The sequence below is a fragment of the Achromobacter veterisilvae genome (assembly GCF_900496975.1).
GTDB lineage: Bacteria > Pseudomonadota > Gammaproteobacteria > Burkholderiales > Burkholderiaceae_B > Achromobacter > Achromobacter veterisilvae.
The window spans coordinates 36,701-49,247 of sequence record NZ_UFQC01000043.1; the positions used below are offsets into that span (position 1 = coordinate 36,701).

The 12,547-nt window shown below is 67.5% G+C and carries 12 protein-coding genes; 4 read left to right on the plus strand and 8 right to left on the minus strand.

Annotated features, from left to right (window positions below; all coding sequences use genetic code 11):
- Nucleotides 1-14: 14 nt before the first annotated feature.
- Nucleotides 15-1,883 (minus strand): bifunctional isocitrate dehydrogenase kinase/phosphatase, encoded by a 1,869-nt coding sequence (aceK, locus tag AVE30378_RS27440; RefSeq protein WP_129245574.1) that lies wholly within the window; start codon nucleotides 1,881-1,883, stop codon nucleotides 15-17.
- A gap of 10 nt (nucleotides 1,884-1,893) precedes the next feature.
- Complete coding sequence (locus AVE30378_RS27445) at nucleotides 1,894-3,072, minus strand: isovaleryl-CoA dehydrogenase (protein ID WP_129245576.1); 1,179 nt, start codon at nucleotides 3,070-3,072, stop codon at nucleotides 1,894-1,896.
- Nucleotides 3,073-3,319: 247 nt separating this feature from the next.
- Here AVE30378_RS27445 and AVE30378_RS27450 point away from each other — a divergent pair, with 247 nt between their 5' ends.
- Nucleotides 3,320-4,498, plus strand: coding sequence for a M20 aminoacylase family protein (locus AVE30378_RS27450; protein ID WP_129245578.1), 1,179 nt, complete (start codon nucleotides 3,320-3,322; stop codon nucleotides 4,496-4,498).
- Between the two features lie 32 nt (nucleotides 4,499-4,530).
- Here AVE30378_RS27450 and AVE30378_RS27455 read toward each other — a convergent pair whose 3' ends face one another.
- Complete coding sequence (locus tag AVE30378_RS27455; protein ID WP_129245580.1) at nucleotides 4,531-4,911, minus strand: MerR family transcriptional regulator; 381 nt, start codon at nucleotides 4,909-4,911, stop codon at nucleotides 4,531-4,533.
- A gap of 73 nt (nucleotides 4,912-4,984) precedes the next feature.
- Between AVE30378_RS27455 and AVE30378_RS27460 the strand changes: the two genes are divergently transcribed.
- Nucleotides 4,985-6,052, plus strand: a complete 1,068-nt coding sequence (locus tag AVE30378_RS27460; protein ID WP_129245582.1) for an MBL fold metallo-hydrolase — start codon at nucleotides 4,985-4,987, stop codon at nucleotides 6,050-6,052.
- A 28-nt stretch (nucleotides 6,053-6,080) separates the two neighbouring features.
- Here the strand turns inward: AVE30378_RS27460 and AVE30378_RS27465 are convergent, their stop codons facing one another.
- Complete coding sequence (locus tag AVE30378_RS27465; protein ID WP_129245584.1) at nucleotides 6,081-6,707, minus strand: LysE family translocator; 627 nt, start codon at nucleotides 6,705-6,707, stop codon at nucleotides 6,081-6,083.
- A 135-nt stretch (nucleotides 6,708-6,842) separates the two neighbouring features.
- On the opposite strand from AVE30378_RS27465, the gene AVE30378_RS27470 reads away from it, so the two are divergent.
- Together AVE30378_RS27470 and metC are read left to right on the plus strand one after the other, a co-directional pair.
- Nucleotides 6,843-7,568 carry a nitroreductase gene (locus AVE30378_RS27470; protein ID WP_129245586.1) on the plus strand — a complete coding sequence of 242 codons (726 nt, stop codon included), beginning with the start codon at nucleotides 6,843-6,845 and terminating at the stop codon, nucleotides 7,566-7,568.
- A gap of 294 nt (nucleotides 7,569-7,862) precedes the next feature.
- On the plus strand, nucleotides 7,863-9,056 hold the full coding sequence (gene metC, locus AVE30378_RS27475) for a cystathionine beta-lyase (protein WP_129245588.1): 1,194 nt from the start codon (nucleotides 7,863-7,865) through the stop codon (nucleotides 9,054-9,056).
- Between the two features lie 20 nt (nucleotides 9,057-9,076).
- Here metC and AVE30378_RS27480 read toward each other — a convergent pair whose 3' ends face one another.
- From AVE30378_RS27480 to AVE30378_RS27495, 4 genes are all read right to left on the minus strand, one after another.
- Nucleotides 9,077-10,042 carry an alpha/beta hydrolase gene (locus AVE30378_RS27480; RefSeq protein ID WP_129245590.1) on the minus strand — a complete coding sequence of 322 codons (966 nt, stop codon included), beginning with the start codon at nucleotides 10,040-10,042 and terminating at the stop codon, nucleotides 9,077-9,079.
- Complete coding sequence (locus AVE30378_RS27485) at nucleotides 10,021-11,238, minus strand: ABC transporter substrate-binding protein (RefSeq protein WP_129245592.1); 1,218 nt, start codon at nucleotides 11,236-11,238, stop codon at nucleotides 10,021-10,023. Before AVE30378_RS27485 ends, AVE30378_RS27480 begins: the two co-directional genes overlap by 22 nt.
- Nucleotides 11,239-11,386: 148 nt before the next feature.
- Entirely contained in the window at nucleotides 11,387-12,016 is a 630-nt protein-coding gene (locus AVE30378_RS27490) for a thiol:disulfide interchange protein DsbA/DsbL (RefSeq protein WP_129245594.1), read from the minus strand.
- An 81-nt stretch (nucleotides 12,017-12,097) separates the two neighbouring features.
- Nucleotides 12,098-12,547, minus strand: a 450-nt coding sequence (locus AVE30378_RS27495) for an SPOR domain-containing protein (protein ID WP_208742448.1), incomplete at its 5' end; no start/stop codon positions are given.

The following is a 12,547-nucleotide window of genomic DNA, read 5'->3' on the forward strand; positions in this document are numbered from 1 at the left end:
CGGGACAGCACGGGTTACGAGGCCGCGTCGGCGCCCGGCGGGCGTTCTGGACGCAAGCGTCTGTCTGTATCGTAAGGGAAAAATTCTTCAATCCGGCCTTGCGCCACGTGCGTCCGGCAGGCTTGCCACCATTCCGGCTCCAGCAGGTCCGCATGGTGACGCATGAAGGCGCCGCGCACCCGCGGGTCGCCCAGCAGGAAGCGGCCGAATTCTTCCGGGAACACGTCGTTCGGGCCGATGGCGTACCAGGGTTCCGACGCCATTTCCGCTTCTTCGTTGGGGGCGGCCGGAATGCGCCGGAAGTTCATTTCGGTCATGCGCTGGATTTCGTCGTAGTCATAGAAGACGACGCGGCCCAGACGCGTCACGCCGAAGTTCTTGTACAGCATGTCCCCGGGGAAGATATTGGCCGCGGCCAGTTGCCGGATGGCGTCGCCGTATTCGCGCACGGCCGGATCCAGCAGCGCGTCGGAAGCCTGTTGCAGGTACAGGTTCAGCGGCGTCATCCGCCGTTCGATGTAGACGTGGCGGATGACCACCGTGTCCCCGGTTTCCTCGATCAGGCTGGGAACCAGCCGGCGCAATTCGTCCAGCAGCGCGGGGGCGAACCGGCTGCGCGGCAGCGCCACCTGCGAGTATTCCCAGGTGTCGGCCATGCGGCCCACGCGGTCGTGCAGTTTCACCATCTGGTACTTGCGCCGCACGGTCGCGTGGTCCATGCCGTCCTTGTCGATGCGGTCCTTGATCAGCTTGAAGACGTAGGGATACGACGGCAGCGTGAACACGCACATCACCATGCCCTTGATGCCGGGCGCGATGTCGAAGGCGTCGCGCGAATGGGCCAGGTGGTGCAGGAAGTCGCGGTAGAACAGCGTCTTGCCTTGCTTTTGCAGGCCGATCATGGTGTAAAGCTCGGCCTTGGGCTTGCGCGGCAGCAGGCTGGACAGGAAGTTCACCACCGCCGCCGGCGTTTCCATGTCCACCAGGAAGTAGGCGCGGGTGAAGCTGAACAGGGTGCTGAGGTCGTCCGCGCCCAGGAGCAGCGCGTCCAGCCGGACCTGGCCGGCCGGATTGCGCGTGAGCGCCACGGCGAACGGATACACCGTGGACTGGTTGATCAGGCGGCCGACGATGTAGGCGCCCTTGTTGCGGAAGAACAGCGAGCCCAGCGCGTGGATCTGGCAATCGCTGGCGATGCGCCGGCCCACATCGCGCGGAAGCTGCGCGCGCAGTTGCTTGATCGCGGCGCGCGCGAGCAGCCGGGTGTCGCGCGGCAGGTCTTCGAAGGGCAGCGCCAGCCCGAAGTCGGCCACCATGCGGATCAGGCTTTTCCGCAGGCCCTCGGCCACCGGGTAGTACACCCGGTACGACGGCTTGTGGCTGTCCAGGTAGTCGGTGGCCACGGCCGGGCGCACGAACAGGAAATCGTTGTGGAAGTAGTCGCGGTGCAGGATGCGGCACGACACCGAATTGAAGAAGGTCTCGGCGCACTCGGGCTGGCGATGGTCGCCCAGCAGGCCCACGTATTCCTGCTTCACCAACTGCCAGAACGCGGTCTGCGCGTCGTCCAGCGGCGCGGGGGCGTCGGCGCCGCTGGCGCCATTCGCGCCCGGGGCGCCGCCCGGCCGGCCGCGCAGCGCGCCTTCCAGTTGCGAGGCGCATTCGCGCACCCGCATGTCGTAGTACTCGATGCGCTCGCGCGACAGGCGCTGGATGCCGTGCCAGTCGCCGGATTCGAACAGCGCCTTGGCGCGCTGGGCGCTGTAGCGGAACAGCGCGTAGTGGCGGTCGAAGCCCGCCAGGACCAACTGCGCGACGTCCAGCGGCGAGGGCCCCGGGGCGGGGGCCTGCTCGATGCGCTGGACGTCGGACATGCGGATCATGGCGGCGGGGTCAGGCGGTTTCGTTGAACAGTTCGCGGCCGATCAGCATGCGGCGGATCTCGCTGGTGCCCGCGCCGATCTCGTACAGCTTGGCGTCGCGCCACAGGCGGCCCACCGGGTACTCGTTGATGTAGCCGTTGCCGCCCAGGATCTGCACGCCTTCGCCCGCCATCCAGGTGGCCTTCTCGGCCGTGTACAGAATCAGCGCGGCGCAGTCCTTGCGGACCTGGCGCACGTGTTCCGCGCCCAGCTTGTCCAGGTTCTTGCCTACCTGGTAGCAGAAGGCGCGGCTGGCCTGCAGCGTGGTGTACAGGTCGGCGACCTTGCCCTGGATCAACTGGAATTCGCCAATGGCCTGGCCGAACTGCTTGCGGTCGTGGATATAGGGCACCACCACGTCCATCACGGCCTGCATGATGCCCAGCGGGCCGCCAGACAGCACGGCGCGTTCATAGTCCAGGCCGCTCATCAGCACCTTGACGCCGCCGTTGACCTGGCCCAGCACGTTTTCCTCGGGGATTTCGCAGTCCTGGAACACCAGTTCGCCGGTGTGGCTGCCGCGCATGCCCAGCTTGTCCAGCTTCTGCGCCACCGAGAAGCCCTTGAAGCCCTTTTCCACCAGGAAGGCGGTGATGCCGCGCTGGTGCGCCTCGGGATCGGTCTTGGCGTAGACCACCAGGGTGTCGGCGTCGGGGCCGTTGGTGATCCACATCTTGGTGCCATTGAGCACGTAGCGGTCGCCCTTCTTGTCGGCGCGCAGCTTCATGCTGACCACGTCCGAGCCCGCGCCGGGTTCGCTCATGGCCAGCGCGCCCACGTGCTCGCCGGAAATCAGCTTGGGCAGGTATTTGGCCTTCTGGGCCGCCGTGCCGTTACGGTTGATCTGGTTCACGCACAGGTTGGAGTGGGCGCCGTAGGACAGGCCGACCGATGCGCTGGCGCGGGAGATTTCCTCCATCACGACCATATGGGCCAGATAGCCCAGGTTGGCGCCGCCGTATTCTTCGTCGGCCGTCATGCCCAGCACGCCGAGTTCGCCGAATTTGCGCCAGAGGTCCATGGGGAACTGGTCGCTGCGGTCGACTTCGGCCGCGCGCGGCGCGATCTCGGCCTGCGCGAAATTGCGCACCGCGTCGCGCAGCATGTCCAGGTCTTCGCCCAGGTCGAAGTTCAGGCCGGGAAGATTCATCGATGTCTCCGTGATAGTAGGTACTTACATTCTTATCGGCGTGCGTGCTCGGCGCCATGCGTCGCCCGTGGGCCCATGATGCGCCGATCGGCCATTGCTGCGCAATGATGCACTGCAAATATTACGTTTACGTAAACGTAAAGTGGAGTCGGGTTATCCCTAGGGGAAACCCGGTTTCGCAGGGAGGGCCGGTGAGTAATATTCGACCCCTGTCCCTGAAATTCTGCGTTATCGCGACGGAGTTGCCGTGCTCGAACTATCCAATCTCGACGAAATTGTGGCGCTGCGGCGCGACATCCACATGCATCCGGAGCTTTGCTACGAAGAGCACCGGACGGCCAAGGTGGTGGCGGACACGCTGCGCGGCTGGGGTATCGAAGCGCACACCGGCATCGCCAAGACCGGGGTGGTCGGCGTGATCAAGCGGGGCGCGTCGGACCGCGCCATCATGCTGCGCGCCGACATGGACGCGCTGCCCATGCAGGAAGAGAACCAGTTCGAACACCGTTCGCGCCACGACGGCAAGATGCACGGCTGCGGCCATGACGGCCACACCGCCATGCTGTTGGCCGCCGCCCGGCACCTGCAGACGGCGGGCGGCTTCGACGGCACCGTCTATCTGTGCTTCCAGCCGGCCGAGGAAGGCGGCGCGGGCGGCCGCGCGATGATCCAGGACGGCCTGTTCACGCGCTTCCCGTGCGAAGCCGTGTTCGGCATGCACAACTGGCCGGGCTTGCCCGCGGGTTCGTTCGGCGTGTGCGCCGGCCCGATGATGGCGGCTGCCAACGGTTTCAAGATCACGGTCAAGGGCAAGGGCGGCCACGCCGCGGCGCCGCAGGACTGCAACGACCCGGTGCCGGCGCTGTTCGCCATCGGCCAGTCGCTGCAGACCATCCTGACGCGCAGCAAGCGCCCGCTGGACGCCGCCGTGCTGTCCATCACCCAGGTGCAGGCCGGCGGCAGCGTGATCAACGTCATTCCGAACACCGCCTGGATGGGCGGCTCGGTGCGCGCCTACAGCACCGCGGTGGTGGACCTGATCGAGCGCCGCATGAACGAGATCGCCGGCAGCATCGCGGCGGCGCACGGCTGCGAGGCCGAGGTGCTCTTCGAGCGCCGCTATCCGGCGCTGGTCAACACCGTGGCCGAGACGGAATTCTGTATGGAGGTGATGCGCGAGGTGGCGGGCGAGGACCGCGCGCTGACGATCGAGCCGGCCATGGCCTCGGAGGACTTCGCGTTCCTGCTGCAGGAAAAGCCCGGCTGCTACGTGTTCCTGGGCAATGGCGATGGCGAACACCGCAAGGCGGGCCACGGCCTGGGCCCCTGCATGCTGCACAACGCCAGCTACGACTTCAACGATTCCCTGATTCCGGCGGGCGCCTCGTACTGGGTCCGACTGGCGCAGCGCTACCTGGCGGCCTGAGCGCCGCGCTTGTGAAGGCCGTGGCCGCGCTTTCAGGGCTTCTGGGCAAGCAGTTCGCGGCATTGCCGTTCCTGCAGCGAGATTTCCTGCAAGGTGTCCTCGATGTCGCGGCGCTGCTGTTCCAGGGTGGAGCGATGCTGTTGCAGTACGCTCAGGTACTGGCGCAGTTGGACTTCCGTGTCGCCCGGCCCGTCGTACATGTCGATCAGGGTGAGGATTTCGGACAGTTGCAGGCCCAGGCGCTTGCCGCGCAGGGCCAGCTTCAGGCGCGTGCGGTCGCGCGGCCCGAAGATGCGGTTGCGCCCCTCGCGCGCCGGGCTGACGATCCCCTGGTCTTCGTAGAAGCGGATCGTGCGGGGCGTGACGTCGAACTCGCGCGCGAGTTCGGAGATGGTCCAGGTTGACGGGGACATGCGAGATGTGGCAGTTTACGTAAACGTAAATTATGATGACTTGACCGGAACGTCAAGCGTGGAGCGAGAGGCAATGAATCCCAACGAGCAGAAACTGCAATACCCCTGGGCCGACTTCCAGCCCGAGGCCGGCCGCGCGCACGTGGTGGCGGAAGGGGTCAAATGGATACGGATGCCCTTGCCGTTCGCGCTGGATCATATCAATCTCTGGCTATTGCGCGACAACATCGACGGCAGGGACGGCTGGACCATCGTCGATTGCGGCATCTCGCGCGACGAGGTCAAGGCCCTGTGGGAACAGGTCTTCGAGAACGAGCTGGAAGGCCTGCCCGTGCTGCGCGTGCTGGTCACCCACATGCACCCCGACCACGTCGGCCTGGCCCACTGGCTGTGCGAACGCTGGAACGCCGATCTGTGGATGACGATGACCGACTTCATGGTGGCCTCGCTGTGGTCGTCGCGCCGCGGCGACGCGGGCGCGGGCCCGGGCGGCCAATCGGCGGTCGATCATTTCGCCCGCCACGGCCTGACCGATCCGGACGCGCAGGAACAGATCCGCCAGCGGGCCAACTACTACCCCAATCTGGTGCCGTCGATGCCGTCGCGCTACACGCGCATCCTGCACGGTGACCAGGTCCGCATCGGCGGGCGCGACTGGCGCGTGATCGTGGGCTACGGGCATGCGCCCGAACACGCTTCGCTGTTCTCGCCGGACCTGGGCGTGCTGATCTCCGGGGACATGGTGCTGCCGCGCATTTCCACCAACGTCAGCGTGTTCGACTACGAGCCCGACGCGAATCCCCTGCCCCTGTATCTGCGTTCGCTGGACCGCTACGCGGACCTGCCGGAAGACGCGCTGGTGCTGCCCGCGCACGGCCGGCCCTTCAAGGGCCTGCACGAACGCATCGCCCAGCAGCACGACCACCACCGCGACCGCCTGGCGGAAGTGCTGGAAGCCTGTGCCGTCCAGCCGCAATCCACCTCGGACATCGTGCCGGTGCTGTTCAAGCGCAAGCTGGACCTGCACCAGTTGACCTTCGCCATGGGCGAAGCGCTTGCGCACCTGCACGCGCTCTACTTCGAAGGCAAGCTCAAGCGCGCGCAAGGCGCGGACGGCATCGTGCGGTTTTCGGCGGCCTGACCGCGGCAGGCAAGGCGGCGCGCGCCCGTCATCGCGTCGCCGTCGCCAGCCGCAGGGCCAGGCCCACAAACACCAGCGCGGCGATCCGGTTCAGCCAGCGCTTGGCGGTCGCCGAACGCTGCAGCAATTCGCCGAACGCGCCCGAGAAGAACGCGATGGCGCCGAACACCAGCAGCGTGGACACCATGAAGACCGCGCCCAATTGCATGGTCTGCACGCCCACGGACCCCCGCGCCGGCGAGGTGAACTGCGGCAGGAAGGCGAAGAAGAACAGCAGCACCTTCGGATTGGTCAGGTTCATCACGATGCCGCGCCGGTACAGCGCGCCGGGCTTCATCGGCTCCGGACGCGAGCCGGCATCGCCGCCGACCGGCGCGCGCAGGATCTGCCAGGCCAGGTACGCCAGGTAGGCGGCGCCCGCCAGCTTGAGCGCGGTGAAGGCCATGGGCGAGGCCGCGAACACGGCGGCCAGCCCCACGGCCACGGCGGCGGTATGCCCCAGCAGGCCCGTGCACAGCCCCAGCACCACGAACATGCCCGCCTTGCGGCCCCAGATGGCCGATTGCATCAGCACGAACAGGTTGTCCGGCCCCGGCGTCAGCGCCAGCAGGACGGCAATGCCGAAGAATGCGATCAGGGTGTCGAAGGGCAGCATGGGGTACGCCTGGAACGGGCCGGCCGGCCACGGGAAAGCTGGAGATGGCATCATAAAGGCAAAGCAGACCGACATCATGAGCGCCTCATGCGTCCCTTCGGGACGCTGCGGGCCTCGACCAGGAGAGACCAGGCCATGCCCCACACCGCCGCCCAGCCCCGCCCGCAAGATCCGCCGCAAGCCGATACGCGCCCCGATGCGGCGCTGGAAACCTGGCTGCTTGCGCGGCATAGCTGCCGCGCGTTCCTGCCCGATCCGGTGCCCCGCGCCACCGTCGAACGCATCCTGGAACTGGCGCAGCGCACGGCCTCCTGGTGCAACTGCCAGCCCTGGCAGGTGGCGATCGCCGAGGGGGCGGCCACGGACCGCCTGCGCGGCGCGTTGCTGCGCCGCGCGGAGCAGGCCGGTTTCACGCCCGATTTCCCGTTTCCGCGCGAATACCAGGGCGAATACCTGGCCCGGCGGCGCGAGTCCGGATTCCAGCTCTATGGCGCCGTAGGCGTGGCGCGCGGCGACCGCGAGGCCTATCGCCGCCAGGAAATGCGCAACTTCCAGTTGTTCGACGCCCCTCACGTGGCCATCATTACCACCGACGAGGCGCTGGGCGAGTACGGCGCGATCGATTGCGGCGGCTATGTCGCCAATTTCATGCTGGCGGCCCAGGCCAATGGCGTGGCGACCGTGGCGCAGGCCTCGCTGGCCATGTACCCGGAAGTGCTGCGCGAGGTGCTCGGCATCCCCGCCGGCCGCCGCGTGGTCTGCGGCATTTCCTTCGGCTACGCCGATACCTCGCATCCCGCCAACAGCTACAGAACCCGTCGCGCGGAGCAAGCCGAGACCGTTAGCTGGGTCACGGACTAGAGACAGGGCTTCGAGCTTGCGGATGTGAGGGTTCTTTAGCCGCCGAATGCGCGGCGTGGGGGGGCCTTTTTTTCTGCGATGGGCAGATGCCGTGAGCCGGGGGCCGGGCGGAGGGATCCGAAGCGCAGCCCCATTGGGGCGAGCATCGGAATCCCGCAGTCCGGACGCCGGCGGCTTAAGAACGAACCCCGGCCTCACAAAGCCAAACGTCAACAATCCAGGCAAAAATGCTCTAAGGTTCATCCTATTCGTTTCTCTTTCCCGCCTTTCCACTTGCCAGCCGTTCCCCCGAAGATGCCTACCAAACACATCGATACGCTTCTGCAGCACGCCGGTACCGCTCCGTTCAACCCCGAGACCGGCACGGCGCCGGTGCCGCTGCCCCCGATGCGGGCCAGCACGGTGCGCTTCGCGAATATCGCCGCGCTGGAACAGGCGCAGCGCAGCAAGGCCGCCGGCGGGCGCGCCACGACCTACGGGCGCATGGGCATGGACACGCACGCCGCCCTGGAGCAGGTCTTCACCCAGCTCGAAGGCGGCACGCACTGCTATCTGGCGTCCTCGGGCCTGTCGGCGATGACCATGGTCATGCTGGCCCTGTGCTCGGCCGGCGACCACGCCCTGATCTCGGACTGCGTGTACGGGCCGATGCGCGAGCTGGACGACGCCGTCCTCAAGCGCATGAACATCGACATCACCTATTTCGCGGCCGGCGAGGACCTGGAAGAACTGGTGCGCCCCAACACCAAGCTGCTGTACGTGGAATCGCCGGGCTCGCTGCTGTTCGAGATGCTGGACATGGGCGCCATGGCCGCGGTCGCGCAGCGCCACGGGCTGGTGCTGGCCACCGACAACACCTGGGGGTCGGGCTATATCTATCGGCCGCTGACCCTGGGCGCGCAGGTGTCCGTCATTGCCGGCACCAAGTACGTGGGCGGGCATTCCGACCTGATGCTGGGGGCGGTCGTCACCAACGACGAACAGATCGCCCGCAAGCTGAACCGCGCTCAGTACGCCATGGGCTATTCCATCAGCGCGGACGACGCCTGGCTGGCGTTGCGCGGCGTGCGCACCATGCCGATCCGCATGGCGCAGCACGCGCGCCACGCCATGCAGGTGTGCGAGTTCTTCAGGAGCCGTCCCGAAACCGTGCGCCTGTTCCATCCGGCCTGGCCCCAGGATCCGGGCCACGCGTTGTGGCAGCGCGACTGCACGGGCTCCAACGGCATGCTGTCGGTCGAGCTGCGCCTGTCGCCCGCCGCGGCGCGCGAGTTCGTCGATTCGCTGACGCTGTTCGGCATCGGTTTCTCTTGGGGCGGCTACGAAAGCCTGGTGCAATTGGTGTCGGGCAAGGACCTGGCCAAGCACCGCTACTGGGGCGAAGGCGACAACGCGCTGATCCGCCTGCACATCGGCCTGGAATCGCCCGAGGACATCATCGCCGACCTGACGCAGGCCCTGGAGAAGGCCGCGGCCGTCAAGGATTGAGCGGCCGGCGCGCGGCGCCGTCAGGCCGCCGCGCCGCGTATCCAGGCGCCGATGCGCGCCGCGACGTCGTCGCTGTTGTCGTCCATCATGGGCATGTGGGAATTGCCGGCCACGCCCATGTCGGCCAGGCGCCACGTCGTGACGCGCGCGCCCTGGCGCTCCAGTTCGCCGGCGTAGGCCCGGCCGGCGTCGCACAGCCGTTCCCATAGCGGCGTGGCGTCCAGATAGTCGCCGTAGACGAACAGGAAGGGCTTGCCGGCCACGCTGGCGGCGGCCACCTCCGGCGAAAAGCCCGAGGGCTCCACGCCGATCACGCCGCGCACCAGTTCCGGCCGGGCGTGCAAGGCGCGGTAGGCGACCTCGCCGCCGTGGCTGTGCGCCATCACCAGGCAAGGGCCGACCCGGTCGAGCACCGCGCAGAATCCCTCCAGGGCCGCATCGTTGTTGCCCAGCCAACGCGGCACCGCGTGGCGGATGAAGGCATCGAACGCGGAGACCGGAAAGCGCTGGCCGTCGAAGGCCCGCCGCGCCGCAAAGTCCTCGGCGCGCCCGAACCGGAACAGCGACCAGCTTTCCTCGGCATTGCGGATGATGGGCGCTTCCGGCCACACCTCCCGGAAAGGCGCCCAGCCCGCGCGGCCGCGCTCGACGTTGTCCACCACGTACACCGCAAAGCCCTGCCGCAGGAAATGCTGCAGCCAGCCCGGCCGGCCGTCGGGCGTCTGTTCCCACATCGCGCCCGTCATGCCGCCGCCGTGCAGCAGCACGATGGGCAGGGGATGCGCCAGCGCCGCCGGAACGAAATACTGCACGTAGGCCTGTTCGAAGTGGTACAGGCCGTTGGGATCGTAGGCCAGCGAGGCGGTCTGCGTGAACGCGATGTCGCGGGCCGGCAGGCCGGCGATGCGCACCTGCCGGCCGCCCGCGTAGAAGCTGCCGAAATCCGCCAGCGCCAGCGGCGGGTTCATTGCCTGGCCAGCGGGCATTGGCTTTCCGACAGCGGCCACGCCAGCGTGTCGCCGGGAATGCGGCGCACGATGTTGTAGTAGTCCCAGGGGCCCTTGGATTGTTCCGGCGTCTTGACCTGCGCCAGCATCATGTCGCGCACCACCAGGCCGTCCTGGCGGATGCGGGCGTTCAGGCTGAAGGGATCGTCGATGGGCAGCGCCTTCATCTTCGCCATGACGGCGTCGGCGTCCGCGGTGCCGGCCGCCTGCACCGAACGGAGATAGTGCCGCACCGAGCCGTACACGCCCGCCTGCAGGAAAGTGGGCGGACGGCCGACGCGGGCCTCGAACTTCTTGGCGAAGGCGCGGGTGCCGTCGTTCATGTCCCAGTAGGAAGGCACGGTCAGGTAGGTTTTCTGCGCCGCCTGCAGGCCCAGGCTGTGCACGTCGGTGATCAGCAGCAGCATGGCCGCCAGCCGCTGCGCGCCGCCGATGCCGAATTCCGCCGCCTGCTTGATGGCCGAGATGGTGTCGCCGCCCGCGTTGGCGATCGCGATGATCTGGGCCTTGGAGCCCTGCGCCTGCAGCAGGAAGGACGCGAAGTCCGAGGCGTTCAGCGGGTGGAAGACGGTGCCCACCACCTCGCCGCCGTTGGCCTTTACCACCGCTTCGGTGTCCGCCGCCAACTGCTTGCCGAAGGCGTAGTCCGAGGCCAGGATGAACCAGCGCTTGTTGCCTTCGTTCACCACCGCGGTCGCCGTGCCGCGCGACAGCGCGTAGGTGGTGTAGGTCCATTGCACGCCATAGGGCGAGCACTGCGCCTGCGACAGCGCGGTGGTGCCGGGGCTGGAGAACAGCACCAGCTTTTTCTTCTCGCGCGCGATGCCCTGCACCGCCAGCGCCACCGACGAATTGGGCACGTCCACGACCACGTCCACGCCGTCGGTGTCGTACCACTTGCGCACCATGCTGCTGCCGATGTCGGGCCGGTGCTGGTGGTCGCCCGACACGAGGGAGATGGGTTTGCCCAGCACGGTGCCGCCCATTTCCTCGATGGCCAGCCGGGCGGCTTCGACGGAGCCCTTGCCGGTGGCGTCGGCGGTAACGCCCGCCATGTCGGTGAGGACGCCGATCTTCACGCCGTCGGCGTCATTGGCATGGGCCAGGGTTGCGGCCAGCGCCAGGCACAGGCCCGCCGCCGCTGCAGCGCGGCCGCGCAGTAGTTGCTGTCTCATTTGTCTTCCACCCGTTGGATGCCGCCGTGGCGGCGATTTATTGTGTGGAAAGTGTAGCGTGGGGGGAAGCGGTCCGGCGGCAAAAAACAAAAACAAAAACGCCCCGGCCGGCAGGGCTCGGGGCGTTGCGGATCCTGCCGGGGGCGTATCAGTTGCGCGCCATCGGGATCAGGCGGTCCACTTCCTTCAGCGCGCCTTCGTAGCTGTTGCCCGCCATGACCGGCGAGGTCATGAACTTGCCGCCGACGGCGAACGACGGCGTGCCTTCGATGCGGTAAGCGTCGGCCAGTTGGGTGGCGCGCTGCACTTGCGTCTGCACGCTGAACGAATCGAACACCGAGTCGAACTTGGCGCGGTCCACGCCTTGCGTGGCGATCCATTCGCCCATGGCCTTCTTGTCGAACAGGCGCTTGTGCTCGCCGTGGATGGCCGTGAAGACCTTGGCGTGCAGGTCCGGGCGGTCCAGCGCCAGCAGCGTGTAGTAGAGCTGCTGCAGCGGCTTCATGCCGGCGTTGAACGCGATGGGAATCTGCTTGAGCACCACGTCGGGAGGCGCGGTCTTGACCCAGTCTTCGACCAGCGGTTCGATCGCCGCGCAGTGCGGGCAGGTATAGGCGAAGAATTCCAGCACTTCCACTTTGCCCGGGGTGTCCGACGGCAGCGGCGGATTGATGGGCACGTATTGCTGCGCGCCTTGGGCATGGCTCGCCGGGCTGAAGAACGCCGTGGCGGTCAATGCGGCCGCGGCCAGGATGCGGATAATCTTGGGGGACAGCATGGATGAGAGGTTCCTGAGTAAAAAGTTACAGACAGGGCCGGGGCCGGATAAGTTCAATGCCTGTGCCCGCGCGGGCGCGCATCATTGGCGCACCACCGCGGTTTCGATCTTGTTCTCGCCCAGCCTGCCGCGGGCGCGGTTCATGTCGTCCAGGCGGGCAAACGGCCCCACCCTGACCCGGTTGATGGGTTTGCCGTTCACTTCGGCCTTTTGCACGGCGACGGGCAAGCCCAGCAGGATGATCCGGGCCTTCAGGGATTCCGCGTCGTTCTCGCCGCGGAAGGCCCCTGCTTGCAGGTAATACGTTCCGGTGGCCGCGGGGGCGGCGGGAGCCGGCTTGGCGGCCGGGGCTGGTGCGGTCGCGGGGGCCGCTTTCGAGATGGGCGTCGGCGCGGTGCCAGGCGCGGCGGCGGGCGCCGGTGCCGCCGGGGCGGGCTGCCGGGTGGAGGGCAAGGTGGCGATCAGCGCGCCCAGGTCGTCCATCCGGGAGGGCGGTTCGTCGCCCTTGGCGGTGCCGGCGCCAGGCAAGAT

Coding starts and splice junctions, on each gene's coding strand:
- aceK (WP_129245574.1), bottom strand. CDS start 1,883: ATGATCCGCATGTCCGACGTCCAGCGCATCGAGCAGGCCCCCGCCCCG.
- AVE30378_RS27445 (WP_129245576.1), bottom strand. CDS start 3,072: ATGAATCTTCCCGGCCTGAACTTCGACCTGGGCGAAGACCTGGACATG.
- AVE30378_RS27455 (WP_129245580.1), bottom strand. CDS start 4,911: ATGTCCCCGTCAACCTGGACCATCTCCGAACTCGCGCGCGAGTTCGAC.
- AVE30378_RS27460 (WP_129245582.1), top strand. CDS start 4,985: ATGAATCCCAACGAGCAGAAACTGCAATACCCCTGGGCCGACTTCCAG.
- AVE30378_RS27465 (WP_129245584.1), bottom strand. CDS start 6,707: ATGCTGCCCTTCGACACCCTGATCGCATTCTTCGGCATTGCCGTCCTG.
- AVE30378_RS27470 (WP_129245586.1), top strand. CDS start 6,843: ATGCCCCACACCGCCGCCCAGCCCCGCCCGCAAGATCCGCCGCAAGCC.
- metC (WP_129245588.1), top strand. CDS start 7,863: ATGCCTACCAAACACATCGATACGCTTCTGCAGCACGCCGGTACCGCT.
- AVE30378_RS27480 (WP_129245590.1), bottom strand. CDS start 10,042: ATGCCCGCTGGCCAGGCAATGAACCCGCCGCTGGCGCTGGCGGATTTC.
- AVE30378_RS27485 (WP_129245592.1), bottom strand. CDS start 11,238: ATGAGACAGCAACTACTGCGCGGCCGCGCTGCAGCGGCGGCGGGCCTG.
- AVE30378_RS27490 (WP_129245594.1), bottom strand. CDS start 12,016: ATGCTGTCCCCCAAGATTATCCGCATCCTGGCCGCGGCCGCATTGACC.